This window comes from Streptomyces sp. NPDC127100 (assembly GCF_042724095.1).
Taxonomy (GTDB): Bacteria; Actinomycetota; Actinomycetes; order Streptomycetales; family Streptomycetaceae; genus Streptomyces.
The window spans coordinates 79,578-104,168 of sequence record NZ_JBHXFL010000009.1 but is presented as its reverse complement, the minus strand read 5'-3'; the positions used below and the strand labels follow the sequence as shown (position 1 = coordinate 104,168).

The 24,591-nt window shown below is 75.5% G+C and carries 21 protein-coding genes and 1 pseudogene; 4 read left to right on the top strand and 18 right to left on the bottom strand.

The genetic code is table 11. The features are described 5' to 3' along the window. Nucleotides 1-21: 21 nt before the first annotated feature. From ACFWJB_RS12430 to ACFWJB_RS12375, 12 genes and pseudogenes are all read right to left on the bottom strand, one after another. Nucleotides 22-918 (bottom strand): glycosyltransferase family 2 protein, encoded by an 897-nt coding sequence (locus ACFWJB_RS12430; protein WP_386922004.1) that lies wholly within the window; start codon nt 916-918, stop codon nt 22-24. Next, nucleotides 915-1,925: a glycosyltransferase family 2 protein gene (locus tag ACFWJB_RS12425; protein ID WP_386922002.1), complete on the bottom strand. Its 1,011-nt coding sequence runs from the start codon at nt 1,923-1,925 to the stop codon at nt 915-917. The genes ACFWJB_RS12430 and ACFWJB_RS12425 overlap by 4 nt, the downstream gene beginning before the upstream one ends. Next, nucleotides 1,922-2,995 (bottom strand): glycosyltransferase family 9 protein, encoded by a 1,074-nt coding sequence (locus ACFWJB_RS12420; RefSeq protein ID WP_386922000.1) that lies wholly within the window; start codon nt 2,993-2,995, stop codon nt 1,922-1,924. Before ACFWJB_RS12420 ends, ACFWJB_RS12425 begins: the two co-directional genes overlap by 4 nt. Further along, nucleotides 2,992-4,374 carry a D-glycero-beta-D-manno-heptose 1-phosphate adenylyltransferase gene (rfaE2, locus tag ACFWJB_RS12415; protein WP_385459571.1) on the bottom strand — a complete coding sequence of 461 codons (1,383 nt, stop codon included), beginning with the start codon at nt 4,372-4,374 and terminating at the stop codon, nt 2,992-2,994. Before rfaE2 ends, ACFWJB_RS12420 begins: the two co-directional genes overlap by 4 nt. Further along, nucleotides 4,371-4,970 carry an SIS domain-containing protein gene (locus ACFWJB_RS12410; protein WP_385459573.1) on the bottom strand — a complete coding sequence of 200 codons (600 nt, stop codon included), beginning with the start codon at nt 4,968-4,970 and terminating at the stop codon, nt 4,371-4,373. Before ACFWJB_RS12410 ends, rfaE2 begins: the two co-directional genes overlap by 4 nt. Continuing rightward, on the bottom strand, nt 4,970-6,187 hold the full coding sequence (locus tag ACFWJB_RS12405; protein ID WP_385459575.1) for a glycosyltransferase: 1,218 nt from the start codon (nt 6,185-6,187) through the stop codon (nt 4,970-4,972). The genes ACFWJB_RS12410 and ACFWJB_RS12405 overlap by 1 nt, the downstream gene beginning before the upstream one ends. Next, a complete protein-coding gene (locus ACFWJB_RS12400) occupies nt 6,184-7,134 on the bottom strand; it encodes a glycosyltransferase (RefSeq protein WP_386921997.1) in 951 nt (316 codons plus the stop codon). Before ACFWJB_RS12400 ends, ACFWJB_RS12405 begins: the two co-directional genes overlap by 4 nt. Further along, on the bottom strand, nt 7,131-8,120 hold the full coding sequence (locus ACFWJB_RS12395) for a glycosyltransferase family 9 protein (RefSeq protein ID WP_386921995.1): 990 nt from the start codon (nt 8,118-8,120) through the stop codon (nt 7,131-7,133). Before ACFWJB_RS12395 ends, ACFWJB_RS12400 begins: the two co-directional genes overlap by 4 nt. Before the next feature lie 154 nt (nt 8,121-8,274). Continuing rightward, a pseudogene (locus ACFWJB_RS12390) lies at nt 8,275-8,848 on the bottom strand (D-glycero-alpha-D-manno-heptose-1,7-bisphosphate 7-phosphatase); the annotation flags it as partial. After that, complete coding sequence (locus tag ACFWJB_RS12385; RefSeq protein WP_386921993.1) at nt 8,845-9,864, bottom strand: glycosyltransferase; 1,020 nt, start codon at nt 9,862-9,864, stop codon at nt 8,845-8,847. The gene ACFWJB_RS12385 and the pseudogene ACFWJB_RS12390, both read right to left, overlap by 4 nt. Further along, entirely contained in the window at nt 9,861-11,501 is a 1,641-nt protein-coding gene (locus tag ACFWJB_RS12380) for a carbamoyltransferase (RefSeq protein ID WP_385459583.1), read from the bottom strand. Before ACFWJB_RS12380 ends, ACFWJB_RS12385 begins: the two co-directional genes overlap by 4 nt. Nucleotides 11,502-11,726: 225 nt before the next feature. Then, nucleotides 11,727-12,689, bottom strand: coding sequence for an NAD-dependent epimerase/dehydratase family protein (locus tag ACFWJB_RS12375; protein ID WP_386922091.1), 963 nt, complete (start codon nt 12,687-12,689; stop codon nt 11,727-11,729). A 144-nt stretch (nt 12,690-12,833) separates the two neighbouring features. On the opposite strand from ACFWJB_RS12375, the gene ACFWJB_RS12370 reads away from it, so the two are divergent. Beyond that, complete coding sequence (locus tag ACFWJB_RS12370) at nt 12,834-13,622, top strand: polysaccharide deacetylase family protein (protein ID WP_386921991.1); 789 nt, start codon at nt 12,834-12,836, stop codon at nt 13,620-13,622. A 119-nt stretch (nt 13,623-13,741) separates the two neighbouring features. Next, the gene (locus ACFWJB_RS12365; protein WP_385459587.1) at nt 13,742-14,182 is read left to right on the top strand and encodes an SRPBCC family protein; all 441 of its coding nucleotides are present in this window, start codon (nt 13,742-13,744) and stop codon (nt 14,180-14,182) included. On the opposite strand, the gene ACFWJB_RS12360 is transcribed toward ACFWJB_RS12365, so the two are convergent. The 5 genes from ACFWJB_RS12360 to ACFWJB_RS12340 form a co-directional block, all read right to left on the bottom strand. Further along, nucleotides 14,169-15,329: an XdhC family protein gene (locus ACFWJB_RS12360; protein ID WP_386921989.1), complete on the bottom strand. Its 1,161-nt coding sequence runs from the start codon at nt 15,327-15,329 to the stop codon at nt 14,169-14,171. The two genes, ACFWJB_RS12365 and ACFWJB_RS12360, sit on opposite strands and share 14 nt — an antisense overlap. Before the next feature lie 50 nt (nt 15,330-15,379). Continuing rightward, nucleotides 15,380-16,837, bottom strand: coding sequence for an NCS2 family permease (locus tag ACFWJB_RS12355; RefSeq protein ID WP_386921987.1), 1,458 nt, complete (start codon nt 16,835-16,837; stop codon nt 15,380-15,382). A gap of 201 nt (nt 16,838-17,038) precedes the next feature. Further along, the gene (locus ACFWJB_RS12350; protein ID WP_386921985.1) at nt 17,039-19,423 is read right to left on the bottom strand and encodes a xanthine dehydrogenase family protein molybdopterin-binding subunit; all 2,385 of its coding nucleotides are present in this window, start codon (nt 19,421-19,423) and stop codon (nt 17,039-17,041) included. Between the two features lie 2 nt (nt 19,424-19,425). Then, entirely contained in the window at nt 19,426-20,001 is a 576-nt protein-coding gene (locus tag ACFWJB_RS12345; RefSeq protein WP_385459593.1) for a (2Fe-2S)-binding protein, read from the bottom strand. After that, entirely contained in the window at nt 20,001-20,891 is an 891-nt protein-coding gene (locus tag ACFWJB_RS12340; protein WP_385459595.1) for an FAD binding domain-containing protein, read from the bottom strand. Before ACFWJB_RS12340 ends, ACFWJB_RS12345 begins: the two co-directional genes overlap by 1 nt. A 365-nt stretch (nt 20,892-21,256) precedes the next feature. On the opposite strand from ACFWJB_RS12340, the gene ACFWJB_RS12335 reads away from it, so the two are divergent. After that, a complete protein-coding gene (locus ACFWJB_RS12335) occupies nt 21,257-22,957 on the top strand; it encodes a PucR family transcriptional regulator (protein ID WP_385459597.1) in 1,701 nt (566 codons plus the stop codon). A 165-nt stretch (nt 22,958-23,122) separates the two neighbouring features. Next, complete coding sequence (locus ACFWJB_RS12330; RefSeq protein ID WP_385459599.1) at nt 23,123-23,896, top strand: hypothetical protein; 774 nt, start codon at nt 23,123-23,125, stop codon at nt 23,894-23,896. A gap of 37 nt (nt 23,897-23,933) precedes the next feature. Here ACFWJB_RS12330 and ACFWJB_RS12325 read toward each other — a convergent pair whose 3' ends face one another. Beyond that, nucleotides 23,934-24,575 (bottom strand): hypothetical protein, encoded by a 642-nt coding sequence (locus tag ACFWJB_RS12325; RefSeq protein WP_385459601.1) that lies wholly within the window; start codon nt 24,573-24,575, stop codon nt 23,934-23,936. Nucleotides 24,576-24,591: the final 16 nt, after the last annotated feature.

Sequence of the window (24,591 nt, the reverse complement as noted above, 5' to 3'; positions counted from 1 at the left end):
GGGGCCGGGTGCGCGTGGTCCTCAGCCCGTGTAACTGCGCGCCGTCGACGCGCGCTGGGCCGGCTCCAGGGCGCGCAGGCGCGCCTCCACCTCGGCGGGCAGCACCCGGCGTTCGCGCAGGACCCACGGCAGGGCGGCCGCCGCCTCGGCGAAGGCCCGCAGCGACGCGGTGTCGCGCGGGACGGTCCGGGCCAGGTGCAGGGTGCGGCGCAGGGCGTGTCCGGCCGGGCGGCGCAGCCAGGTGAACCACAGGGTGTTGCGGATGCCGTGCGCCCGCCGGAGCGTCGAGTCCCGCACCTCGGACGGTCGGTGATGGATCGTCAGGTCGTCGTCGTACGTCAGCCACCAGCCGTCGGCGGCCAGGTCGGCGGCGAGGAGCTCCTCCTCGCCGCCCAGCCACAGGCGGGGGTGGAAGCCGCCCGCGGCGCGGAAGGCGTCGGTGCGCAGGACGGTCGCCGCGGCCAGGAAGGAGCCGAGCGCCGGTCCCGGGAGCCAGTCCGGGCGGGGCACGGGCGAGTCGCGCAGCTCCCTGACGATCGGGTCCTCGGTGCCCTCCGGCTCGACGACGATGCGGGCGGTGACCGAGCCGACCGCGGGGTACCGGTCGAGCAGGTCGGCGGCCCCGGACAGCGAGCCCGGCGCCCACCAGGAGTCGTCGTCGCAGAAGGCCACGTAGGGGGTGCGGACCCGGCCGACCGCGAGGTTGCGGCCGACGGCGCCGAGGTTGCGGCCGGGGCGCAGCAGCCGTACCTCGGGGTGGTGGCGGGCGACGGCGGCGGCCGTGCCGTCGGTGGAGGCGTTGTCGGTGACGATCACCGGCGGCTTCTCCGGCAGTTCGGCGAGGCGGTCCAGGGTGTGCAGGAGTTCGGGACACCGGTTGTGGGTGATGACGACGACGGTCGTGCGGGGGTCCGTCATGAGGTCGCTCCGTCAAGGAGGCGGGCGCCCCGTTCCACGTGCGGGGGCAGGGGTCTGCGGGCGCGCAGTGCGGAGGGCAGGCGGGTGAGCGTCTCGCGCAGCGCCCGGCGGGCGTGCGGGTCGCGGCGGGCATCGGCGGCGAGGGCACGGGTGCGGGCCAGGGCGTGCGGCAGGGGCCGGCGCAGCCAGGCGGTGAGGACTTCGTTGCGCCGGACGACGACGGGGCGGCCGGTGCGCGGGCCGGGGTCCGGGTGGTGGTGGGCGACCACCTCGGGGCAGTGCGTTACGCCCCAGCCGCGGGCGGCGAGGTCGTAGGCGAGGAGGGTCTCCTCGGCGCCGAAGAACAGCAGGGGGTGGTAGCCGCCCGCGTCGAGATAGGCCTCGCGGCGGGCGACGGCGGCGCAGCCGAGGAAGCCGAGCACCTGGGTGCCGGGCAGGTCGGCGGCCCGGCCGAGCGGGGAGCCGGCGAGCACGTCGTCGAGCGGGTCGGGGTCCTCGGCGGGGCCGACGAGGGTGCGGGCGGAGAGCAGGCCGAGCCGCGGATGCTCGTCGAACAGGCGGGCCGCGGTGCCGAGGGCGCCGGGCGCCCACCAGGAGTCGTCGTCGCTGAACGCCACGTACGGCGTGTCGAGCGCGCGGACGGCGTGGGTGCGGGCGAGGGCGCCGCGGTTGAGGGGCAGCGCGAGGACGCGGACCCGCGGGAAGTCGCGGGCGAGCATCGCGCGGGTGTCGTCGGTGGAGGCGTTGTCGGCGACCAGCACCTCGGGCCGCTCGGGGAGCGCGAGCAGGTGGCGCAGGGTGACGGCGAGGCTCGCGGAGCGGTTGCGGGTGGCGATGACGACGCCGACGGGAGCGTGCCTCGCGGGGTCGGTGTGCGGCCGTTCCCGGGTGCCCGTGGCGGCCCGGCCGGCGTCCCGCCGCGCCGTGCGGCCGGCGTCCCGGTCCGCGCCGTGGCCGGCGCCGTCGTCCGGCGCGTGGCCGGTGCCGCGGTGGGTGCCGTGGTTCATGGTGCCTCGCAGAGGGGGTCCAGGGCGTCGAGCGCCTCGAGGACTTCGTCGGTGCCGATCCGCAGCAGCGCGGGGTCGGTCTCGTGGCCGTGCGGGTCGCCGTCCGGACCGGGGTGCCACAGGGCGCGGTGGCGGAAGTGGTCCGGCGGGCCCCAGCGGCTGGGCGGGACGGGGCCGAAGAGCGTGACGGAGGGTACGGCGTGGGCGACGGCGAGGTGGGCGACGCCGGTGTCGCCGCTGACCACGGCGCGGGCGGCGGCCAGCAGGGCGGAGAGCCGGTCGAGGGGCAGGCCGCCGGCGAAGACGTCCGCGTCGGGCAGGTCGGCGAGCTTGGCGAGGCGGGCCACGAGGTCGCCCTCGTCGGCTCCTCCGGTGACCACGACCCGACGGCCGCGGGCCCGCAGCGCCTCGGCGACGGCGGCGAACCGCTCGACGGGCCAGCACCGGGAGGGGGCGCCGGCGCCGGGGTGCAGGACGGTCGCGCCGGGCGCCGGTGAAGGGGTGTGCGGGCGGGGCAGGTGCAGGTCGGCGGGGTCGGCGTCGATGCCGTAGGCCGTCAGGAGCCGGCACCAGCGGTCGCGTTCGTGTTCGTCCGGGTACCAGGGCGGGCCCTCGACCTCCGGGGTGCCGGGGTGGGCGAACGCCAGCAGCTCCCGTGGGCGCAGGCTCATCAGCAGCCGGTGGCTGGGAGGTCCGTTGCCGTGCAGGTCGACGGCGACGTCGGGGGGCGGGCCGGTCCAGTCGAGGGTGCGCGGCACGGCCCGGCCGGGCTCGGCGGCGGGCAGCACCCGGTCCACGGCGCCGGTCGCCGCGGCGACCGGCGCCAGTTCGGCGGGGGTGGCCAGCACCAGCTCGTGACCGGGGTACGCCCGGCGCAGGGCGCGCAGCGCGGGGACAGCGGCGAGGAGATCCCCTAGCCCGAGGGCCCGCAGGACCAGGACCCTCGGCCGCCCCCGCGTCCCGCCGCCGAACGCGTCCGGCGCGGTGGGCGCCGGGTGGACGGGGTCTCCGGTCACCGGTCCCCCGGCGGACGGCGGGGCCGGGGAGCGGGGTGCGGTGGGGCCGCTCACCGGACTCCCTCCGCGGCACGGGCCATCAGGGCCGTGGAGGAGCGGCCGTCCAGGTACGGCAGCAGGACCGCCTGGCCTCCCCACTCCTGGAGCAGGGCCGCCTCGGGGAGGTCGGCGCCCGCGTAGTCGCCGCCCTTGACCCAGACGTCGGGGCGCAGGTCGCCCAGGAGGCGTTCCGGGGTGTCCTCGTCGAACACGGCGACCGCGTCGACGCAGGCGAGGGCGCGCAGGACGCGGACGCGGTCGGCGAGGGGGTTCACGGGGCGGCCGTCGCCCTTGCGGCGCCGTACCGAGGCGTCGGAGTTGACGCACACCACCAGGCAGTCGCCGAGTCGCCGCGCGGCCTGGAGCAGGCCGACGTGTCCGGCGTGCAGCAGGTCGAAGCAGCCGCCCGCGGCGACGACGGTGCCGTGCCGGGCGCGCACACGGGCGGCCAGGGCGTGCGGGTCGCCGGTGTCGGAACCGGGGGCCGGTGCCGGGCCGGAGCCGGCGGGCGGCAGGGCGCCTGCGCCGCCCGCGGCGACGAACTCCGTCGCGGCGCCCACCGCGCCCTCGACGGCCTCCCCCACCAGCGCGCCGTCGGCGAGCAGCCCGGCGGCGGTCGCGGCGAACCGGTCGCCGGCGCCGCAGGAGTCACCGTGGTGGGAGGCCGGCGCGGGGACGAGCAGCGGGTGCTCCCCGTAGGACAGCAGGGCGCCGCGCGAACCGAGGGTCACCGTCACCGCGGCCACCCGCCAGTCGCGCACCAGCGCGGCGGCGTGGTGCGCGGCGGCACGCAGGCCGCCGCCGGCCGCGCCGTCCGGGGAGGCGAAGCCGTGCGCCTCCTTCTCGGCGGGCGTCACCAGGCGGGTGCCGGGCACCGGGACGTCCCCGCGCGGGTGCGGGTCCCAGACCAGGGGCGGGCGGGCGGACAGGACGTCCCGCAGGGCGTCCGCCGTGCCGCGGCCGTAGTCGGAGACCAGCACGGCCCGGGCGGACCGCAGCACGGACCGGGCCTCGTCGGTGGCCTCGCGGGCCCGGCCGCCGCCGCGGTCGAGGCGGACGACGGGACGGTCCTGGGCGAGCACGCGGGTCTTCTCGGGCAGCGTGCCGGCCAGCGGAAGGGCGACCAGCGTCAGCCACGGGGCGAGCAGTCCGCGCAGGATCCGGCTGGCGGGGTCGTCGCCGAGCCCCGTGATCAGCGTGACGTCGCGGCCGTCGCGGGCGGCGAGGTAGGCGGCGAGTGCGGCGCCGCCGGGCCGTACCCGTTCGGCGCACCCGGACACGACGGGTACGGGCGCGTCGGGGGCCAGCCGGTCGGCCGAACCCGTCAGGTCGCGGTCCAGCAGGGCGTCGCCGACCACCACCAGCGGGGCCCGGCCGGCCGTGCGGCGCGTCACCTCCGTGTCCTCTTGCCGCGCACGCCCCGTTCCAGGGCGGCGTCGAAGGCCGCGCAGATCATGTGCACGGCGACCAGGTGGATCTCCTGGACGGTGGCCGTGGCGGGGGCGTCCACGCACAGCGACTCGTCGCTGCCCGCCATGAGCGGGTTCGGGGCGCAGCCGGTGAGGGCCCAGACCCGGACTCCGGCGGCGCGGGCCGCGTCGGCGGCGGAGAGCAGGTTGGCGCTGGCGCCGCTGGTCGACAGCAGCATCAGGACGTCGCCCGCGCGGCCGTGGGCGCGCACCTGGCGGGCGAACACCTCGTCGACGCCGTAGTCGTTGGCGATCGCGGTGGTGCTGGAGGTGTCGGCGTGCAGGGCGATCGCGGAGAACGGCGGCCGGTCGTCGCGGTAGCGGCCGACGAGTTCCGCGGTGAGGTGCTGGGCCTGGGCGGCGCTGCCGCCGTTGCCGGCGGCGAGCAGTCGCCCGCCGCCGGACAGGACGGCGGCGAGCCGCTCGCCCCAGCGTTCGGTGACGTGCGCGGAGGTACGGAACGCGGCCAGCGCCGACTCGAGTTCGTCGCAGTGGCCGACGACGGGCGGGTGGACGGTCATCACGCGACCTCCTTGGACAGGGCGTGGTCGGCGAGCGTCAGGCGGTAGACCTGTTCGGCGCCGTCGGCGACGCGCCGCCACGTGTAGTGCCTGAGGACGCGTTCGCGGCCGGCCGTGCCGTACCGGCGGCGCAGTTCCTCGTCCGCGAGGAGCTCGCAGGCGGCCTCGGCGATCGCGTCCGGGTCCTGCGGGGCGACGAGGCGGCCGGTGACGCCGTCGGCGACGGAGTCGCGGTGGCCGCCGACGTCGGTGGCGAGGACGGGCACACCGCAGGCCATGGCCTCCAGCGGGACGATGCCGAAGGGCTCGTAGACCGGGGTGCACAGGACCAGGTCGGCGCTGCCGATGAGGGCGGGCATGTCGCGCGGGTCGACCGCGCCGAGCAGCCGGACCCGGTCGGCGACGCCGGCGCGGCGGGCGAGCGCGGTCAGCCGCTGGGCCTCGGGATCTGCCTCCACGGCGTCGGACGGCGGGCCGCCCGCGATGAGGAGTTCGGTGTCGGGGACGTCGGCGAGCGCCTGGATCGCCCGGTCGTAGCCCTTGCGGGGGACGAGGCGGCCGCAGGCCAGCAGACGGTGCCGCTGCCGTCGGGCGGGGGTGCGGCCGGAGGCGGCGCCGGGACGGAACTGCTCGGCGTCGACACCGCAGGGCACGACGGACACCTGCCGGGGCGGGATGCCCATGTCGCCGAGTTCGACGACCTCGTCGGTGCAGGTGGCCAGCACCCGTTCGCAGGTGCGGCCGATCTGCCGCTCGATGCCGATGCGTTCGTGCGGGCTGGTGTCCCGCATGCCCTGGTGGCGCCGCTTGACGGTGCCGAGGGCGTGGAAGGTCTGCACGAGCGGTATGCCGTGCGGGCCGGTGCCGGCCTGGGAGGCCAGGCCGGACATCCAGAAGTGGGCGTGGACCACGTCGGGGCGCTCCCGGCTCCACGCGCGCGCCAGATGGGCGCCGAAGGCCGGCATGTGCGGGAACAGGTCGTCCTTGGGGACGACTTCGGCGGGACCGGCCGGCACGTGCTCGACGGTGCCGCCGCCGGGCAGCGGCACCCGGTCGGGCAGGTCCAGCGAGTCACGGCGGGTGTAGACCGTGACGTCGTGGCCGCGCCTGGCCAGCTCCTCGGTGAGACGGGCCACGTAGACGTTCTGTCCACCGGCGTCGACGCCGCCGAGCGCGGCCAGCGGACTCGCGTGCTCGGACACCATGGCGATCCTCATCGGGTCACCTCCTTCAGCAGCCGCTCCCAGTCGTCCAGGAAGCGGGACAGCCCGTAGCGGGACAGGGCCGCCGCACGGGCACCCTCGCCGACCGTCCGCGCAAGCAGCGGGTCGGCGACGAAGTCGCGTACGGCGTCGGTCAGTACGTCGATGCGGTTGGAGACGATTCCGGCGCCCGGGGGCACGGCCTCGGTCACCTCGGTGGTGGCGAGCGCGACCACGGGCATCCCCAGGTGCATGGCCTCCAGCAGGGACAGGCCGAGGGAGGTCCAGCGGACGGGGTGGACGTAGACGCGCCGGCGGGCGAGCTCGGTGTGCAGCTCGCTCTGGACGACGTCCCGGGTGCGGCAGCGCGCGGGGTCGAGGCCGAGATGCTCGGCGAGTCCCCGGGTGCGCATGCCGAACACGTCGAGCGGGGCGGCGCGGGAGAACGCGGGCAGGAGGTCGGTGCCGGTCGTGCGGCCGCGCCGGATCGGCTCGTTGACGACGACGGCCGCCCGGTCCAGCTCGCCGGTCCAGCGGTGGCCGGGGTCGACGATGCCGTGCTCGATGACGGTGGCGGGGGCCGGACCGCTGTCCCACATCAGCCGGTTGAAGTGGGTGACGTGGACGAGGGTGGCGCCGGGGATGCCGGCGGCGGGGTGACGGGTGTCGGGCACGTCGCCGCCGGGGGCGTTGTGCTCGAGGTAGACCAGGGGCGGGCGGCGGCCCAGCCACCGGTCGACCAGGCCGAGTTCGTGGGGGCGCTGGAGGATCACCAGGTCGATGTCCTCCTCCCGCAGCTTCTCCGGTGGGACCTCGACCACCGAGTCGGGCCAGTCCCAGGTACGGGCGCGGCCGAGGCCGTCGGGCCCGCGGTCGGGGGTGACCGGGACGAGGTAGGTGTGCGGGCCCCGCACGAAGGCCGTGGTCCACGACCCGTGCACGTGCCAGATGAGGATCCTCATGCCTCCCCCAGGAGTTTCTCGACGGCGGCCGCCACGTCGGTGGCCGTGACGGTGTTCAGGCAGGGGTGGCCGGGGACGGGGCAGTCCCGGGCCCTGCTGTCGGCGCAGGGCGCGTCCTGGTCGCCGAGGAGGACGTAGGGGACGCCGTACGGCCGCCAGCGCTCGGCCGGTACGACCGGCGCGAACAGGGACACCACGGGGGTGCCGACGGCGGCGGCGAGGTGAGCCGGCGCGGTGTTGCCGGTGACGACGGCACCGGCGCCCGCGAGGACGGCGGCCAGTTCCGGCGCCTCGGTGCGTCCGCCGAGGTCGGTGCCGTGGGCGCCCGCGACGTGGGCGGTGAGGTCGCGCTCGTCGGGGCCGCCGGTGACCAGCACGCGGTGCCCGGCGGCGGCCAGTTCGCGCACGGCCTCGGCGCTGCGATCGGGGCTCCAGGCGCGGGCGGGCACGCTGGCGCCGGGGTGCAGGACCACGTACGGCCCGGGTCCGGTGAGGTCGCCGGCGGGGGGTGGCGGGTGCACCCGCAGCCGCCCGTCGTCGGGCCGCGGGAATCCGGCCGCCTCGGCGAGGTCGAGGGCGGCCTCGGCCTCGTGGGCGTGGGGGGCGCGCCGGTGGCGCAGGTCGAGCAGGGAGCCGGGGTAGTCCTCGCTGTCCGCGGCGATGTGCCGGACGCCGGCCAGGCGCAGGACCAGGGCGGTGGGCAGCGGGGACTGGTGGAAGGAGGTGAGGATCAGCGCGGTGTCGGCGTCGATCCGGTCCAGGAGGGCGTCGATGTCGTCCCGGCTGACGCCGGGCGGCTCGAATCCGCCCCACGGGGCGTCCCAGACCAGGACCTCGTCCACGCCGGGCAGCAGGCGCGCGGCGGGGGCGCCGCGCGGTCCGCACAGCAGGGTGACGTGGTCGGCGCGGGCGGCGACGGCCCGTACGGCGGGACCGGCGAGCAGTACGTCGCCGAAGCTGTCGAGCCGGGTGACCAGTGCCTTCATCGCGGCCTCCCACGGGTGTCGACGCCGGCGGCGCGCGACGCGGCGGTGCGGCGGGCGGGGGCGTGCCCACCGGGGCCGGTGTCCGTGCCGGTGCCGGTGCCTGCCGCCGCGGGACCGGCGGGGTCCGCCGTGGTGGGACCCGCGGTGCCGCCGCCCGGGTCGAACGCCGCCCCGACGGGCCGTTCGTCCGCCAGGATCCGGCCCTCCGGCAGGCCGGTGACCAGCGCGCGTACGGCGGTCAGGACGTCGGGGGCGACGTGGCGCGCGGCGGCCGTCTCCTCGGGGCGGGTCCGTTCGTTCGGGACGAGGACGCCGTGGGCTCCCGCCCGTTCCGCGGCCTGGACGTCGGCGCCTATGTCGCCGACGACCACGCAGTCGGCGGGCGCGGCGCAGAGGCGTCCGGCCGCCCACAGGACGAGGCCCGGCCGCGGTTTGCGGCAGCGGCAGCCGTCGTCGGGGCCGTGCGGGCAGACCGCCCAGACGTCGAAGGGGCCGATCAGCTCGTCGACCCGCCGGTTGACGCGGCGGACGTCGGTGTCGCTGATCAGGCCGCGGGCGACGCCGGACTGGTTGGTGACGACGCCGGCGCCGATGCCGTGCGCGCGCAGCAGCGCGACCGCCTCGCGGGCGCCGTCGACGGGGCGGACCCGTTCGGGGTCGCCGTTGTACGGGACGTCGTGGACGAGGGTGCCGTCGCGGTCGAAGAGCACTGCCTTCACGGGACTCATGCGGCCACCTCCCGCCAGGCGCGGGCACCGCGGTGCCGCCACAGGCCGCTCAGCCGGTGCCAGGTCGCGGCGGGCGGGATGAGGGCGCTGGTGACCAGCATGGTCGTCACCTCGTGGCGGGTGCGCGGTCCGGGGGCGATGCGGGCCCAGGCGAACTCGGCGGTGCCCGCGGCCCAGCCGAGCCCGGCGAGCGCGGCGGCCCGGGGGCGTCCGGCGGCCGCGAGGAGGAGGGCGGCGGCGCCGGCGGCGGTGATCGCGGCGTGGCGGCGGATCCGTCCCCGGGGGGCGACCGCCTTGGACCACCAGTCGGGGCCGTGCAGGCGCCGCATCAGGGCGTCGTCGGCGTTGCCGCGCTGCTGGCCGAGGGACACCCAGCGGGAGGCGGGCCGCACCGGGTGGCGGGTGGTGCGGCGGCCCAGCCGGATGCGCCAGCCGGCGTCGAGGACGCGCAGCGCGAGGTCGGCGTCCTCGCGGAAGGCGCGCGGGAAGCGTTCGTCGAAGCCGCGGACCTCCTTGAGCACGTCGGTGCGGTAGGCCATGTCGGCGGTGATCCAGCGGGCCCGGGCGAGCCCGGCGGTGCCTCGCTCCCAGTCGGTGGGGCGGCGTTCGCCGGGCAGGGGGACGGCGATGACGCCCTGGACGGCGCCGGTGTCGGGGGCGGCCTCGGCGAGGTCCTCGACCAGCTGGTCGCACCAGTGCGGGCCGACCTGGACGTCGTCGTCGAGGAAGGCGGTCCACGGCGAGGTGACCGCGCGGATGCCGGTGTTGCGGGCGGCGGCGGGGCCCCGGCCCCCGCTGCGCAGCACGACGGTGCGTTCCCGCAGGTCGCCGAGGACGCTCAGGGCGTGCTCCAGCGCCGCCGGGTCGGCGTCGGGTTCGGGCCGGTCGTCGACGAGGACGATCTCGTCGGGGCGGGGCCCGTGCGCCGCGGCCAGCGCGGCCAGGCAGTCGCTCAGCGTGTCGCGGGCGAGCGTGGGGACGACGACGGCGTAGCCGGTCAAAGGTGCGCCGGTCATGCGAAGACCCTCCCCCGGCGCACCGCGAACGGGCCGATGGCGAGCAGGTCCACGGGTGCGGAACCGAAGCACTCCAGCGCGTCGCGCGGGTCGTCGACCATGGGCCGTCCGGCGGTGTTGAGGCTGGTGTTGACGACGACGGGCAGCCCGGTGCGCCTCTCGAAGGAGGTCAGCATGCGCGCCACGAGCGGCTCGCGGCGCTCCTCGACGGTCTGGATGCGGGCGGTGCCGTCGACGTGCACGACGGCCGGGATCCGGTCGCGCCACGCGGGTGCGACGTCGTGCACGAAGAGCATGTACGGGCTGGGGACCGGCCCGGTGAAGAGCTCGGCGGCGCGGTCGGCCAGGACCATCGGCGCGACGGGACGGAACTCCTCGCGGCCCTTGACGTGGTTGAGCCGCTCCAGGTTCTCCGCGCGGCCCGGGTGGGCGAGCAGCGAGCGGTGGCCGAGGGCGCGCGGACCGAACTCGCTGCGGCCCTGGAACCAGGCGACGACACCGTCGCGGGCCAGTTCCTCGGCGACCGTCTCGGCGATGTCGTCCGGTTCCTCGTAGGGGATCGCGGCGGTCTCCAGCCAGGCGCGGATCTCCTCGTCGCTCCAGCCGCGGCCGAGGTCGGCGCCGGGCATCGGCTCGGGCGCGGTGCCCTCCTGTGCGGCGGCCACGTGCAGGGCACCGCCGAGGGCCGTGCCGGCGTCGCCGGCGGCGGGCTGCACCCACACGTGCCGGTAGGGGCCGCGGACGGCGATCGCCGAGTTGGCGACGCAGTTGAGGGCGACGCCGCCCGCCATGGTCAGCGCCTCTCCCCCGGCCTCGCGGTGCAGCCAGTGGACGAGATCGAGGAGCAGTTCCTCCAGCACGGCCTGCGTACTGGCGGCGAGGTCGGCGTGGTCCCTCGTCCAGTCCTCGCCCGGGGCGCGGGCCGGGGCGAGGGCCGCCCAGTCGACGCCGTGGGCACGGAAGCCGCCGTCGCCGGTGGCGTGGACGTGCTCCCGCAGCCGGTCGAGGTGGCGGGGGGTGCCGTAGGAGGCCAAGGCCATCACCTTGTACTCGTCGCTGCTGCGCAGGAAGCCGAGGTGCTCGGTCAGTTCCTCGTAGACCAGGCCCAGTGAGTGCGGCAGCGCCTGGGTGGCGAGGGTGTCGAGCTTGCCGTCGCGGTAGCGGCCCGCCAGGTGGGAGGCGGACTCGCCGCGCCCGTCGAGGACGAGGACGTCGTTGTCGGGGTGCGGTGAGGCCGGTCCTGCGGAGGCGGCGTGCGCCACGTGGTGCGGGACGAAGACGACCCGGTCGGGGTCGAGCCCGGGCAGCGCGTCGGCGAGGAACTCGGGGGCGCGGCGGGCGTACTCGAGCCGCAGCGGGTCCCAGGGGTCGTCCAGGCCCATGTCGCGGGCGGGCCGGGCGAGCCGCGGGTCGAAGGAGTACGCGACGGCGTCGAGTTCCCCGGGCCGTACCCCGGCGTGCTCCAGGCACCACCGCGCCGACAGCTCCGGAACCTCCCAGGCGGAGAAGGGCACCGGGCGCTTGCCGTGCTTGCGGCGGCTGAAGCGCTCTTCCTCGGCGGCCGCAACGGTCCGGCCGTCGACGACGAGAGCGGCGGCCGGGTCGTGGAACAGGGCGTTGATACCAAGGATGCGCATGGGGTGTGCTCCGTCCCGGGTTACTGCTGAGGTCTGTCTGGCGTCGCGGGTGCCGCGGGACAACTGCCTCAAACACTTAGAGACAACTCAATTCCGGATAGGAACGGACATTTCACGCATGGTGACGGTGTCGGGCCGCGCCTGACCCGCACGCGGCCCGCACCCGGTCGAGCCCGGTCGGCGCCCGGTCCGCGCCCGGCCCTGGTCCGATCCGGACGACAGCCCTCAGGCGGCGACGGAGTGCGCGAACCAGCCGATGGTGCGCTCCAGCCCCTCGCTCCAGCCGACCCGCGGCCGCCAGCCCAGCCGCTCCCGGGCGAGGGTGGTGTCGGGCCTGCGCCGGCCGGGGTCGTCGACGGGGCGTTCGACGAAGCGGATGCGGGAGCCGGACCCGGTGAGTCCGATGACGTGCCGGGCCAGCTCCAGCATCGTGATCTCGTCGGAGCCGCCGATGTTCATGGGGCCGCTCTCCCCGGAGGCGGCGAGGGCGAGGACGCCGGCGACGGTGTCGTCGACGTAGCACAGGGAGCGCGTCTGGCCGCCGTCCCCGGCGACCGTGAGGGGCATGCCGTCCAGGGCCTGCGCGATGAAGGTCGGCACGGCGCGGCCGTCGCCGGTGCGCATGCGGGGGCCGTACGTGTTGAAGATGCGGACGATGGCGGTGTCGGTGCCGTGCACCTGGCGGTGGGCGGTGACCAGGGCCTCGGCGAAGCGCTTGGACTCGTCGTAGACGCTGCGCGGTCCGACGGGGTTGACGTTGCCCCAGTAGCTCTCGCGCTGGGGGTGTTCGAGCGGATCGCCGTAGACCTCGGAGGTCGAGGCGAGCAGGAAGCGGGCGCCGTCGGTACGGGCCCGCTCCAGGGCGTTGCGGGTGCCGGTACTGCCGACGTCGAGGGTCTCCAGGGGCAGGCGGAGGTAGTCGGCGGGCGAGGCGGGGCAGGCGAAGTGCAGCACGAGGTCGAAGCGGCCGGGCAGCCCGCGCAGGGCCGCCGGGTCGGTCGCGTCGGCCCGGACGAAGCGGAAGCCGCGGCGCCGCTCCAGGTCGGCCACGTTGCCGCGGGAGCCGGTGGCCAGGTTGTCGAGGCAGACGACGTCGGTGCCGGCGTCCAGCAGCCGGCCGCACAGGTGGGATCCGACGAATCCGGCGCCGCCGGTCACCAGGGCCCGGCGCCAGGCGCGTCCGCTCACGGGGCTCTCGCTCACGGGTCTCTCCTCACTCTCGCCGACACGTACGTGCCGGCTGAGTAACCCGGACAAACCGCCCACTACCTCGAACAAACAGGCGAGAAGACACTATAAACCACGTATATACACGCTGTGTATAGTCCTCGCATGCCTTCGCTGACCGGGAAGATGACAAAAACGGGGACCAGGTTGCGCGGAGCCGCGATTCTCGCGGCGGCCGCCTCGCTGACACTGGCACTGTCCGGCTGCACGAAGCTCGAGACGGCCTCCCCCAGCTCCGTCCGGGGCGCGGCCGGGGCCCAGGCACGGGCGGCCGGATTCGGCACCGTCGACTGCCGCCGGGCCAAGTGCATCGCGCTGACCTTCGACGCCGGGCCGAGCGAGAACTCCGCCCGGCTGCTCGACATACTCAAGGAGAAGCAGGTCCCGGCGACCTTCTTCCTGCTCGGCAAGCGGCACATCGACACGTATCCGGAGCTGGTGCGGCGCATGGCCGCCGAGGGGCACGAGGTGGCCAGCCATACCTGGACCCACCGCATACTCACGGACGCCGATCCGGACGAGATACGCGACGAGCTGGAGCGCCCCAACAAGGAGATAGAGCGCCTGACCGGCCGGCGCCCCACGCTGATGCGCCCGCCGCAGGGCCGCACGGACGACACCGTGCACGACATCTGCCGCGAGCTGGGCCTGGCGGAGGTGCTGTGGAGCGTGACGGCCAAGGACTACACGACGGACGACTCCGACCTGATCACCGAGCGGGTCCTGGACCAGTCGTCCCGGGACGGCATCATCCTGCTGCACGACATCTACGACGGCACCGTGCCCGCCGTGCCGGGCATCATCGACGCGCTCAAGGCGCGGGGCTACGTCTTCGTGACGGTGCCGCAGCTGCTGGCGCCGGGGAAGGCCGAGCCGGGCCGGGTCTACCGCTAGCGTCCGGGTCAGGTCGCGGGAAACCGGCGGTTCCTGGTCGGCGCCGGGGAGCGGGGTCCGCGGCACGACCGGACGACACCCTCTGGGGCTCGGGCGACTCCCCTGCCTACGATCGTCGCGTGGCCGTCTTCTCGCTCGAACGCACCGCGCCGCTCTCCCCCGAGGAGGCATGGCGCCGGCTCACCGCGTGGCACCGGCACGGCGACGCGGTGCCGCTGACCCGCGTCACCGTGCCCACTCCCCCGCCCACCGGGGTGGGCACGGTGGTCGTCGCCCGCTCGGGGGTCGGCCCGTTCGCCTTCGACGACGCGATGGAGGTGACCGCCTGGCAGCCGCCGCGGGACGGCGGGCCCGGCCGGTGCCGGCTGGAGAAACGGGGCCGGCTGGTCAGGGGCTGGGCGGAGATCGAGGTCCGGCCGGGCCCCGGCGGCCGGGCCCGCGTCGTCTGGCGCGAGGAGCTGCGCGTCCGGCTGCTGCCGTCCCCCTTCGACGCGGTGCTGGGCCGGTCGGGGCGGTACGTGTTCGGACGGGCGGTGAACCGGCTGCTCAGGCAGCCGTGACGGGGTGTGCGCCGGCCCGTCCGGCCGGGACCGGGGCGTCGTGGTGGATCGGGGTGCGGGCGCCGGCCAGCGGTGCGCCGCTGCCGCCGCGCCGGGCGGCGACGATCTCCGCCGCGATCGACAGGGCCGTCTCCTCGGGCGTGCGGGCGCCGAGGTCCAGGCCGATCGGGGACCTGAGGCCGGCCAGCTCACGGTCCGTGACGCCGGCCTCGCGCAGGCGCTCCTCGCGGTCCAGGTGGGTGCGGCGCGAGCCCATCGCCCCGACGTAGGCGACCGGCAGACGCAGGGCCAGTTCGAGGAGCGGTACGTCGAACTTGGCGTCGTGGGTCAGGACGCACAGCACGGTGCGGGTGTCGGTGTCCGTGCGTCGCAGGTACTCGTGGGGCCACTCGACGACGATCTCGTCCGCGTCCGGGAAGCGGGCCCGCGTCGCGAAGACGGGGCGGGCGTCGCACACCGTCACGTGGTAGCCGAGGAACTTCCCGGCGCGGGCCAGGGCCGAGGCGAAGTCGATCGCACCGAAGACGATCATGCGGGGTGGCGGGACGGAGGTCTCGATGAGCACCGTCAGCGGAGCTCCGCAGCGCGAGCCCTCCTCGCCCAGCTCCAGCGTGCCCGTGCGGCCGGCGTCCAGGAAGGCGCCCGCCTCGGCGGCCACCGTGCGGTCCAGCTCGGGGTGCGCACCGAAGCCGCCGGTGCGGGAGCCGTCCGGGCGGACGGCCAGGGCGCGGCCCGTCAGGTGCGCCGGGCCCTTCACGATCCGCGCCAGCGCCGCCGCCTCCCTCCGCGCGGCACAGGCGAGGGCGGCGGCGACGGCCGGCCGGGCGGGGTCGTCCGCCCGTACCGGTGTCACCAGGACGTCGATGACTCCGCCGCAGGTCAGGCCCACGGCGAAGGCGTCCTCGTCGCTGAAGCCGAAGCGCTGCAGGACGGCCCGGCCGTCCTCCAGCGCCTGCCGGCACAGCTCGTACACGGCCCCCTCCACACAGCCGCCCGAGACCGAGCCGATCACCGTCCCCCCGGCGTCCACCGCGAGGGCGGCGCCGGGCGGACGGGGGGCACTGCCGCCGACGGCCACGACGGTGGCCACGGCGACGTCGCGCCCCTGCCCGACCCACCGGTGCAGCTCTTCGGCGATGTCCAGCATGGTCGGTCTCCTTGCCCGCGGTGATACGGAAGGGGTTCCCCCGGGACCGGCTAGTGCACGCCCATCCAGCTCTCGATGGGATTGAGGGCGAAGTAGACGACGAAGATCACCGTCAGGGCCCACATGAACACGCCGATCTCCCGGGCCCTGCCCTGCGCGGCCTTGATGGCGACGTAGGAGATGACACCGGCGGCGACACCCGCCGTGATGGAGTACGTGAACGGCATCAGGACGACGGTCAGGAAGACCGGGATCGCGGTGCCCCGGTCGGCCCAGTCCACGTGCCGGGCGTTCATCATCATCATCGCGCCGATGACGACCAGCGCGGCCGAGGCCACCTCCTGCGGGACGATCGCGGTGATCGGCGTGAAGAAGAGGCAGGCCGCGAAGAACGCGCCGGTGACGACCGAGGCGAGACCGGTGCGGGCGCCTTCCCCGACGCCGGTCGCGGACTCGACGAAGACGGTCTGGCCGCTGCCGCCCGCCACGCCGCCGATGGCACCGCCGGCACCGTCGATGAACAGCGCCTTCGACAGACCCGGCATGCGGCCCTTGTCGTCGGCGAGCCCGGCCTCGGTGCCGACGCCGATGATGGTGGCCATCGCGTCGAAGAACCCGGCCAGCACCAGCGTGAAGACGATCATGCCGACGGTCATCGCGCCCACCTCGCCCCAGCCCCCGAACTCCAGGCCGCCGAAGAGCGAGAAGTCGGGCATGGAGACCGCGCTGCCGTGCAGTTCGGGGGCCCCGTTGGCCCACTGCCCGGGGTCGATGACCCCGGTGGCGTTCAGGATCGCCGCCACGACCGTGCCGGTGACGATGCCGATCAGGATGGCCCCGGGCATGTTGCGCGCCTGGAGCATGAAGATCAGGAGCAGGGTGCACGCGAACAGCAGGACGGGCCAGCCCGCGAGCTCACCGGCGGGACCGAGGGTGAGCGGGGTGGCCTCGCCCTTGTGCACGAACCCGCCCTTCACCAGGCCGATGATGGCGATGAACAGGCCGATGCCCATGGTGATGCCGTGCTTGAGGGCGAGCGGGATCGCGTTCATGATCATCTCGCGCAGCCCGGTCACCACGAGCAGCATGATCACCACGCCGTACATCACACACATGCCCATGGCCTGCGGCCAGGTCATCTGGGGGGCGACCTGCCCCGCGATCACGCCGGACACCGAGAGCCCGGCGGCCAGGGCGAGCGGCACCCTGCCGACGAAGCCCATGAGGAGCGTGGTGACCGCCGCGGCGAGCGCCGTCGCGGTGATCAGGGCCTTCTGGCCCAGGGTGTCCCCCGCGGCGTCCTTGCCGGAAAGGATCACGGGGTTGAGCAGGACGATGTAGGCCATCGCCATGAAGGTGGTGATGCCGCCGCGCACCTCGCGCGCCACCGTGGAGCCGCGGTGGGTTATGTGGAAGTAGCGGTCGAGCCAGGACCGGCCGGCGGGGACGCGGGAGCCCTGGCCCGCGTCCTCGGCTGTGGTCCTGGGCTCGACTGACTGCTGGGTCATGGGGTCGTCTCCCAAGGTTCAAAGGGGCACCCGCGTCGACCGCCGTGGCGGCCGCGGGATGTGGGACGTGCACGACCCGGGGGACGGCCCGAGACGAACGCATGGGTGTGGTGCCGCGGGGCCCGTGAGCGAACGGGCCCCTGGGTGTGCTCCGGGCGGCGCGCGACACGGGACGTTCCGTGCGCCGCCCGGAGGGTTTCGTCACGCCGTGCCGGTGAGGTGTTCCGGTCGTACCGGCGTGCGGTCGAGCGCCAGCCCGGTCGCGTTCCGGATGGCCGCGAGGACCGCCGGTGTCGACGACAGGGTGGGTGCCTCGCCGACGCCGCGCAGCCCGTACGGGGCGTGGTCGTCGGCGAGTTCGAGCACGTCGACGGGGATGGTCGGCGTGTCGAGGATCGTGGGGAGCAGGTAGTCCGTGAAGGACGGGTTCCCGACCATGGCCGTCTCCGGGTCGACCACGATCTCCTCCATCACCGCGATGCCCAGGCCCTGGACGGTGCCGCCCTGGATCTGGCCGATGACGGACAGCGGGTTGAGGGCCTTGCCGACGTCCTGGGCGCAGGCCAGCTCGACGACCTTGACCAGACCGAGCCCGGTGTCGACCTCGACGACGGCGCGGTGCGCGGCGAAGGAGTACTGGACGTGGCCGTCGCCCTGCCCGGTGCGCGGGTCGAAGGGCTCGGTCGGCCGGTGCCGCCACTCCTCCTCGACCTCGACGGCCTCGCCCGCCAGGACGTCCACGAGGCCGGCGAGGACCTCGCCGCCTTCGGTGACGACCTTGCCGCCCTCCAGGAGCAGTCCGGTGGTGGCCCAGGCAGGGTGGGAGGGGCCGAACCTGCGGCGGCCGATCTCCAGGACCTGCTCGCGGACCCGCTCGCAGGCGTTCCTCACGGCGCCGCCGGTGACGTAGGTCTGCCGGGAGGCCGAGGTGGAGCCGGCCGAGCCCACCCGGGTGTCGGCGGGGTGGATGGTGACCTGCGAGACGCCCAGTTCGGTGCGGGCGATCTGCGCGTGGACCGTGACACCGCCCTGGCCGACCTCCGCCATCGCGGTGTGCACGGTGACGACGGGCCGGCCGCCGACGACCTCCATGCGGACCCTGGCGGTGGAGTAGTCGTCGAAGCCCTCGGAGAAGCCGACGTTCTTGATGCCGACCGCGTACCCGACGCCCCGCACGACGTCCTCGCCGTGCGTGGTGTTGGACAGGCCGCCGGGCAGCTGCCGCACGTCGACGCCCTCGCTGGACTCCCACTGGCGCTCCGGCGGCATCGGCATCGCTGCGACCCGGCGCAGGAGTTCGGCGACCGGCGCCGGGGAGTCGACCCGCTGGCCGGTGGGCATGAGGGTGCCCTGCTCCATGGCGTTGATCCGGCGGAACTCCACCGGGTCCATGCCGAGTTCCGCGGCCACCTTGTCCATCTGCGCCTCGTAGGCGAAGCACGCCTGGACCGCGCCGAAGCCGCGCATGGCGCCGCAGGGCGGGTTGTTGGTGTAGAGGGCGAGGGCCTCGATGTCGACGTCGTCGACGGCGTACGGGCCGACGCCGAGCGAGGAGGCGTTGCCGACGACCGCCGGCGAGGCGGAGGCGTACGCGCCGCCGTCCAGGACGATGCGGCACCTCACGTGCGTGAGCCGGCCGTCCCGGGTGGCGCCGTGCTCGTAGTGGAGCTTCGCCGGGTGGCGGTGCACGTGCCCGAAGAAGGACTCGAAGCGGTTGTAGACGATCTTGACCGGCCTGCGGGTGCGCAGGGCCAGCAGGCAGGCGTGGATCTGCATCGACAGGTCCTCGCGCCCGCCGAAGGCGCCGCCGACGCCGGACAGCGTCATGCGCACCTTGTCCTCGGGCAGTCCGAGGACCGGGGCGATCTGGCGCAGGTCGGAGTGGAGCCACTGGGTGGCGACGTAGAGGTCGACGCCGCCGTCCTCGGCCGGTACCGCGAGGCCGGACTCCGGGCCGAGGAAGGCCTGGTCCTGCATGCCGAACCGGTAGTCGCCCGTGACGATCACGTCGGCCCGCCGGGCGGCCGCGCCGGCGTCGCCGCGGACGATCGGCTGGCGGTGCAGGATGTTCGGGTGCGGGACGTGGTGGCGGTAGTGGTCGTCGCGGTCCTCGTGGACGAGGACCGCGTCGGGGGCGGTCGCGGAGGCCTCGTCGGTGACGAGGGGCAGTTCCCGGTACTCGACCTTGATCCTGGCGGCGGCGCGGCGCGCGGTCTCCGGGTGGTCGGCGGCGACGATCGCGACCGGCTCGCCGTGGTGGCGCACCTTGCCGTGGGCGAGGACCGGGGTGTCCCGGATCTCCAGGCCGTAGGCCCGCACGCCGGCCGGCAGGTCGTCGTAGGTCATGACCGCGTGGACGCCGGCTTGGGCGAGGGCCTCGCCGGTGTCGATGGAGACGATCTCGGCGTGCGCGACGGTGGAGCGCAGGACCTGGCCCCAGAGCATGTCCTCGTGCCACATGTCGGACGCGTACGCGAACTCTCCGGTGACCTTGAGGACGCCGTCCGGGCGGAGCGTGGACTCGCCGATGCCGCCCCGCGTCCGCGAACCCTGCGTGATCCTGGTGGGTGCGCCGATGGCAGTCATGCTCAGGCCCCCTCGGACCGGCGGGCCGCCGCCAGGCGGACCGCGTCCATGATCGTCTCGTAGCCCGTGCAGCGGCACAGGTTGCCCGACAGCGCCTCGCGGATGTCCGCGTCGGCCGGGTCCGGGTTGCGCTCCAGCATCTCGTCGGCGGCGACGAGCAGGCCCGGGGTGCAGAAGCCGCACTGGACGGCGCCCGCGTCGATGAACGCCTGCTGGACCGGGGCCAGTGGGCCGTCCTCGCCGCTGCGCGGGCCGGGGTCCCGGGCCTGCCGGGGCCGGGCCTCCTCGAGCGTGGTGCCCTCGCCGCCGGCGCGGCGCGCGGCGCGCCGCCGGGCGTGGTCCGCCAGGCCTTCGACGGTGACCACCTCGCGGCCCTCGGCCTGGCCGGCCGCGACCAGGCAGGCGCACACCGGCACGCCGTCCAGGCGGACCGTGCAGGAGCCGCACTCGCCCTGCTCGCAGGCGTTCTTGGAGCCGGCCAGGCCGAGCCGCTCGCGCAGCACGTACAGCAGGGACTCGCCCTCCCAGACGTCGTCGGCCTCCTGCGGACGTCCGTTGACGGTGAGGTTGACGCGCATCACGCGGCTCCTTCCGTGGCGCGGCGGGCGCCTCGGTACGCCTCCCAGGTCCAGGTGAGCGTCCGGCGGGCCATGACGCCGACCGCGTGGCGGCGGTAGCTCGCGGTGCCCCGCACGTCGTCGATCGGGGCGCAGGCGGCGGAGCACAGGTCCGCGAACCTCTTGACGGCCGACGGCGTGACGATCTTCCCGTTGTCCCAGAAGCCGCCCTCGTCGAGCGCCGCGTTCAGGAAGTCCTCGGCGGCCCTCGCCCGCACGGGGGTGGGCGCGGCCGAGCCGATGCCGGTGCGGACCGTGCGGGTTCCGGGGTGCAGGGCCAGGCCGAAGGCGCACACGGCGATGACCATGGCGTTGCGGGTGCCGACCTTGGAGAACTGCTGGGGACCGTCGGCCTTCGCGACGTGCACGGCGCGGATCAGCTCGTCGGGCTCCAGCGCGTTGCGCTTCACGCCGGTGTAGAACGCGTCGATCGGGATGCGGCGGGCGCCGCGCACCGACTCGACCTCGACCTCGGCGCCCGCGGCGAGCAGCGCCGGGTGGGCGTCGCCGGCCGGGGAGGCGGTGCCGAGGTTCCCGCCGACGCCGCCGCGGTTGCGGATCTGCGGGGAGGCGACCGTGTGCGAGGCGAGGGCGAGACCCGGCAGCTCGGCGCGCAGGTTCTCCATGATCTTCGTGTAGGGCACGGAGGCACCGAGCCGGACGGAGTCCTCGCGGACCTCCCACTCGGAGAGGTCGCCGACGCGGTTCAGGTCCATGAGGTACTCGGGCCGGCGGTGGCCGAAGTTGATCTCGACCATCACGTCGGTGCCACCCGCGAGCGGCACAGCGGTGGGGTGCTCGGCCTTCGCGGCGAGCGCCTCCTCCCAGCTGGCGGGGCGAAGGAAGTCCATGACCGGCTCTCTTCATCGTCTTGGGGTGCTGTGCGGCCCGAGCCGGTCGGGTGTGCGGCGGCCCGGTTCGTTCATGTGCTGTTCACGGGGAGTGGGCTCAGTACACCGCCCGGTGCTCCACCTGGGTCAGTCGCAGAAACCATGAAGGAGTTGGCTGGCCACGACAGGCATCTTGTAGATTCGTATGAACGGAGGTCCTCGGTGGCCTCCTCGTCTTCCTCCGGAAGCGGGCGGAACGGCCGCGTGACCTGGACCACGTCCCGGAAGCGGGTGAGCGGCGCTCGCCGGCCCGCCGGCCGGTCACCCGATCCGGACCCACCACGATCAAGCGAACATCTCGAGACGAAAGAACGGCGGCGACGAGAATGCGGCTGCGCGCACTGCTGGACACCGACGCGCTGGGCCTCAAGCTGCTCGGCGGCGAGGACGAGCTGGAACGCTCCGTCCGGGGCGTGATGACCACCGACCTGCGGGACCCCAGCCGCTACCTCTCGGGCGGGGAGCTGGTCCTCAGCGGCCTGGCCTGGCGTCGCGACGCCGCCGACTCCGAACCGTTCGTCCGGATCCTGGTGCAGGCCGGGGTGGTGGCCCTGGCCGCCGGCGAGGCGGAGCTCGGCAGTGTGCCGGAGGACCTGGTGACGGCGTGCGCGCGGCACCGGCTGCCGCTGTTCGCGGTGCACGAGTCGGTGGCGTTCGCGACCATCACCGAGCACGTCGTGCGCCAGGTGTCCGGCGAGCGGGCCGGGGACCTGGCGGCCGTGGTGGACCGCCACCGGCGCATGATGACGTCCGGGCCCGCGGGCGGCGGCCCCGACGTGGTGCTGGACCTGCTCGGCTCCGACCTGGACCTGCGGGCCTGGGTGCTGTCCCCGACCGGGCGGCCGGTCGCCGACCCCAAGGACTCGGGCCCGGCGCTGCCCGCCGAGGTGCGCGCGAAGCTGGCGGCGGAGCACCTGGCCGCGACCCGCGCGGGCCGCCGGGCGCCGCACCGGGTGACGGTGGGCGGGACGGCGTACAGCCTCTTCCCCGTGCGCGGCTGGGGGCAGCGGCCGCCGGTGGCCGGGGCGGGACGCGCTCCGCAGGCCGCCCCGGACGTGCGCGGAGGCGTGCTGTCCGACTGGCTGCTGGCCGTGGAGGCGGACGCCGGGGACTGGGCCGAGGAGCGGCTCGACCTGCTGTACGGCGTCACCCAGCTGATAGCGGTCGAGCGGGACCGGCGGGACGCGGCGCGCACGGTGCGGCGGCGGCTCGCGCAGGAGGTGCTGGAACTGGTGCAGACGGGCGCCGCGCCCGCCGAGATCGCGGCCCGGCTGCGGGTCGCGGCGCCGGTGCTCCTGCCCGGCCTGGGCGCCGCTCCGCACTGGCAGGTGGTGGTGGCCCGCGTCGAGTGGGAGGACGGCGGGGCCGAGGACGGGCCGGTCGCCCAGCGGCTCCTGGAGGAGATCCTCGTCGACCCGCCGGCGACGGGGCCCGAGCCCTCCGACCGCATCGCCGTGGCGCACACCGGCGAGGAGGCCATCGCGCTGGTGCCGCTGCCGGCGGTCTCCAGCGAGCACGACGGCTCCGAGGCCGGGATCCTCGCCGACGCGCTGCTGGCGTCCGTACGGGACCCGCTGTCGGCGGGACTGGACGGCGACGGGCGGCTCACGCTGGGCGTCAGCGCGGCCGTGCACTCGGCGGAGGGGCTGCGCGGTGCGCTGGAGGAGGCCCGGCACGCACGGCGGGTCGCCGCGGCCAGGCCCGGCCGGGTGTGCGCGGCCGGCCACCAGGAACTGGCCTCGCACGTGCTGCTGCTCCCCTTCGTCCCGGACGACGTGCGCCGCGCCTTCACGGCCCGGCTGCTGGACCCGCTGCGGGACTACGACCGCCGTCACCGGGCCGAGCTGATCCCGACCCTGGAGGCCTTCCTCGACTGCGACGGCTCCTGGACGCGCTGTGCCACCCGGCTCCACCTGCACGTCAACACGCTGCGCTACCGCGTCGGGCGGATCGAGCAGTTGACGGGGCGTGACCTGTCGCGCCTCGAGGACAAGCTCGATTTCTTCCTGGCCCTGCGCATGAGCTGAGGCGCGGGGCGCGGAGCGCCCCCACCTCGGCCGCCCGAAACTCCCGCCACTTTGTGAAATCTTTCACCCACCCCCTTGGCCGGGCCCCTCGATTCGTGCTGAGATGCCGCCACCACTCGACGGCTCGATGGCGTGCTTGGGGAGGGCGACGTGGCGCATTCCGCCATGGCTGGTTCTGGTTGGGGAACGACCGAGGGTGACGATCCGCTCCAGACCGCGGTGTGGCGGCTGCGCTCGCGCGCCTGCTGGGCCGACGCGGTGGCCCTGCTGCAGCCGGTCACCGCGGCCACCGCGCTGCAGCGGACCGCGCTGCTGGTGGAGCGGTGCCTGTACACCGAGCAGGGCTGGGCGGAGGCGGAGGACGCGCTGCGCACCGCCGAGGCGCTGGCCCACACCGACGACGAGCGCGGGGCCGCCGCCTGTGAGCGCGGTCAGCTCGCCTACGCCGCCACCGTGCACGGCGTGCGCGACCGGGCCGACGAGGCGCGGGCCGCGCTGGGCCGGGCGGCTGCGCTGATCGCGCCGGGGGCGCGGGGCCGGGCGCTGCTGGACTTCCGGCGCGGCCTGGTCGCGGAGAACCTGACGCGCTCGCCGCAGGCCGCCCGCGCGGCGTACCGGCGGGCGCACGCGGGGGCGACCGCGCAGGGCGACCCGCTGCTGCAGTCCTTCACCTGGCGGCACCTGGCCGGACTCGCCCTGAGGGAGGGCGAGCTGGCGGACGCCCGGCACGGCTTCGCCGAGTCGCTCCGCATCCGCGAGGAGCTCGGGTACCTGGTCGGTACGGCCCCGGCGCTGGTGTCGCTCGCGGACGCGGAGTCCGAGCCGGAGGCGTCACGGCTGCGCGAGGAGGCCCGGCGACTGCTGCGCCTGCTCGGCGGCGTGCCGACCTGGCTGGCCCGCCAGCTTGCCCCGCCGGCGACGGGAGCGGCGACGGCCTGACGAGGGGCGGCGACAGCGGGGCGCGCGGCCGGTCCGGTCAGGGGGACCTGCTCCAGCGCGGCGACGTCGCCGCCCACGCCGTGTCCCACGCCGCGAGGTTGCGCCGGTACAGCACCAGGCCGGTGACCCCGTGCGCGGCGAGGCCGGTGAGGACGACGCCCAGGAAGGCGAGGATCGCCCAGCCCATGGTGCGGCTGCGGATCTGCTCGTCGTCCAGCGGCGGTCCGGTGACCGCTCCCGCCGCGTCCACCCAGACCAGGACGGTGCTCTCCGCGGGCAGCCCGGGCTCGACGTCGGCCTTCCCGGTCCTCGTCCCGCCGTCCGGGGCGGTGAAGCGCACCTCCGCCGGATAGCGGGTCTGCCGTGCCTCGTCCGAACCGGGTTCCGGGTGGCGCGGGGCGTCGTGGACGAGGACGGCGGGGACGTGGTCCCGGGTGCTCTCCTGGTGCGCGGCGAGGTCGCGGTAGTGCCGGTACGCGGCGTCGCCTGCCGTGAACATCGCCGCCGGGGCCGCCGCCAGCACGGCGAGCAGCAGTCCGAGCGCGATCCAGCCCTGCGTCCGGTCGGTACGGCGCCGCAGGGGGTTGCGGCGCCACCGCCACAGCAGGAGGTAGGGGTGCTGGTGCTGTCGTGGTGCGGGAGCCGGAGGTGGCTGTGCTTGCGGTATGTCGCCGGCCACGGTGTGCCTCCTTCCA

Coding starts and splice junctions, on each gene's coding strand:
- ACFWJB_RS12430 (WP_386922004.1), bottom strand. CDS start 918: ATGACGGACCCCCGCACGACCGTCGTCGTCATCACCCACAACCGGTGT.
- ACFWJB_RS12425 (WP_386922002.1), bottom strand. CDS start 1,925: ATGAACCACGGCACCCACCGCGGCACCGGCCACGCGCCGGACGACGGC.
- ACFWJB_RS12410 (WP_385459573.1), bottom strand. CDS start 4,970: ATGACCGTCCACCCGCCCGTCGTCGGCCACTGCGACGAACTCGAGTCG.
- ACFWJB_RS12405 (WP_385459575.1), bottom strand. CDS start 6,187: ATGAGGATCGCCATGGTGTCCGAGCACGCGAGTCCGCTGGCCGCGCTC.
- ACFWJB_RS12400 (WP_386921997.1), bottom strand. CDS start 7,134: ATGAGGATCCTCATCTGGCACGTGCACGGGTCGTGGACCACGGCCTTC.
- ACFWJB_RS12395 (WP_386921995.1), bottom strand. CDS start 8,120: ATGAAGGCACTGGTCACCCGGCTCGACAGCTTCGGCGACGTACTGCTC.
- ACFWJB_RS12385 (WP_386921993.1), bottom strand. CDS start 9,864: ATGACCGGCGCACCTTTGACCGGCTACGCCGTCGTCGTCCCCACGCTC.
- ACFWJB_RS12380 (WP_385459583.1), bottom strand. CDS start 11,501: ATGCGCATCCTTGGTATCAACGCCCTGTTCCACGACCCGGCCGCCGCT.
- ACFWJB_RS12370 (WP_386921991.1), top strand. CDS start 12,834: ATGCCTTCGCTGACCGGGAAGATGACAAAAACGGGGACCAGGTTGCGC.
- ACFWJB_RS12360 (WP_386921989.1), bottom strand. CDS start 15,329: ATGCTGGACATCGCCGAAGAGCTGCACCGGTGGGTCGGGCAGGGGCGC.
- ACFWJB_RS12355 (WP_386921987.1), bottom strand. CDS start 16,837: ATGACCCAGCAGTCAGTCGAGCCCAGGACCACAGCCGAGGACGCGGGC.
- ACFWJB_RS12350 (WP_386921985.1), bottom strand. CDS start 19,423: ATGACTGCCATCGGCGCACCCACCAGGATCACGCAGGGTTCGCGGACG.
- ACFWJB_RS12345 (WP_385459593.1), bottom strand. CDS start 20,001: ATGCGCGTCAACCTCACCGTCAACGGACGTCCGCAGGAGGCCGACGAC.
- ACFWJB_RS12340 (WP_385459595.1), bottom strand. CDS start 20,891: ATGGACTTCCTTCGCCCCGCCAGCTGGGAGGAGGCGCTCGCCGCGAAG.
- ACFWJB_RS12335 (WP_385459597.1), top strand. CDS start 21,257: ATGCGGCTGCGCGCACTGCTGGACACCGACGCGCTGGGCCTCAAGCTG.
- ACFWJB_RS12330 (WP_385459599.1), top strand. CDS start 23,123: ATGGCTGGTTCTGGTTGGGGAACGACCGAGGGTGACGATCCGCTCCAG.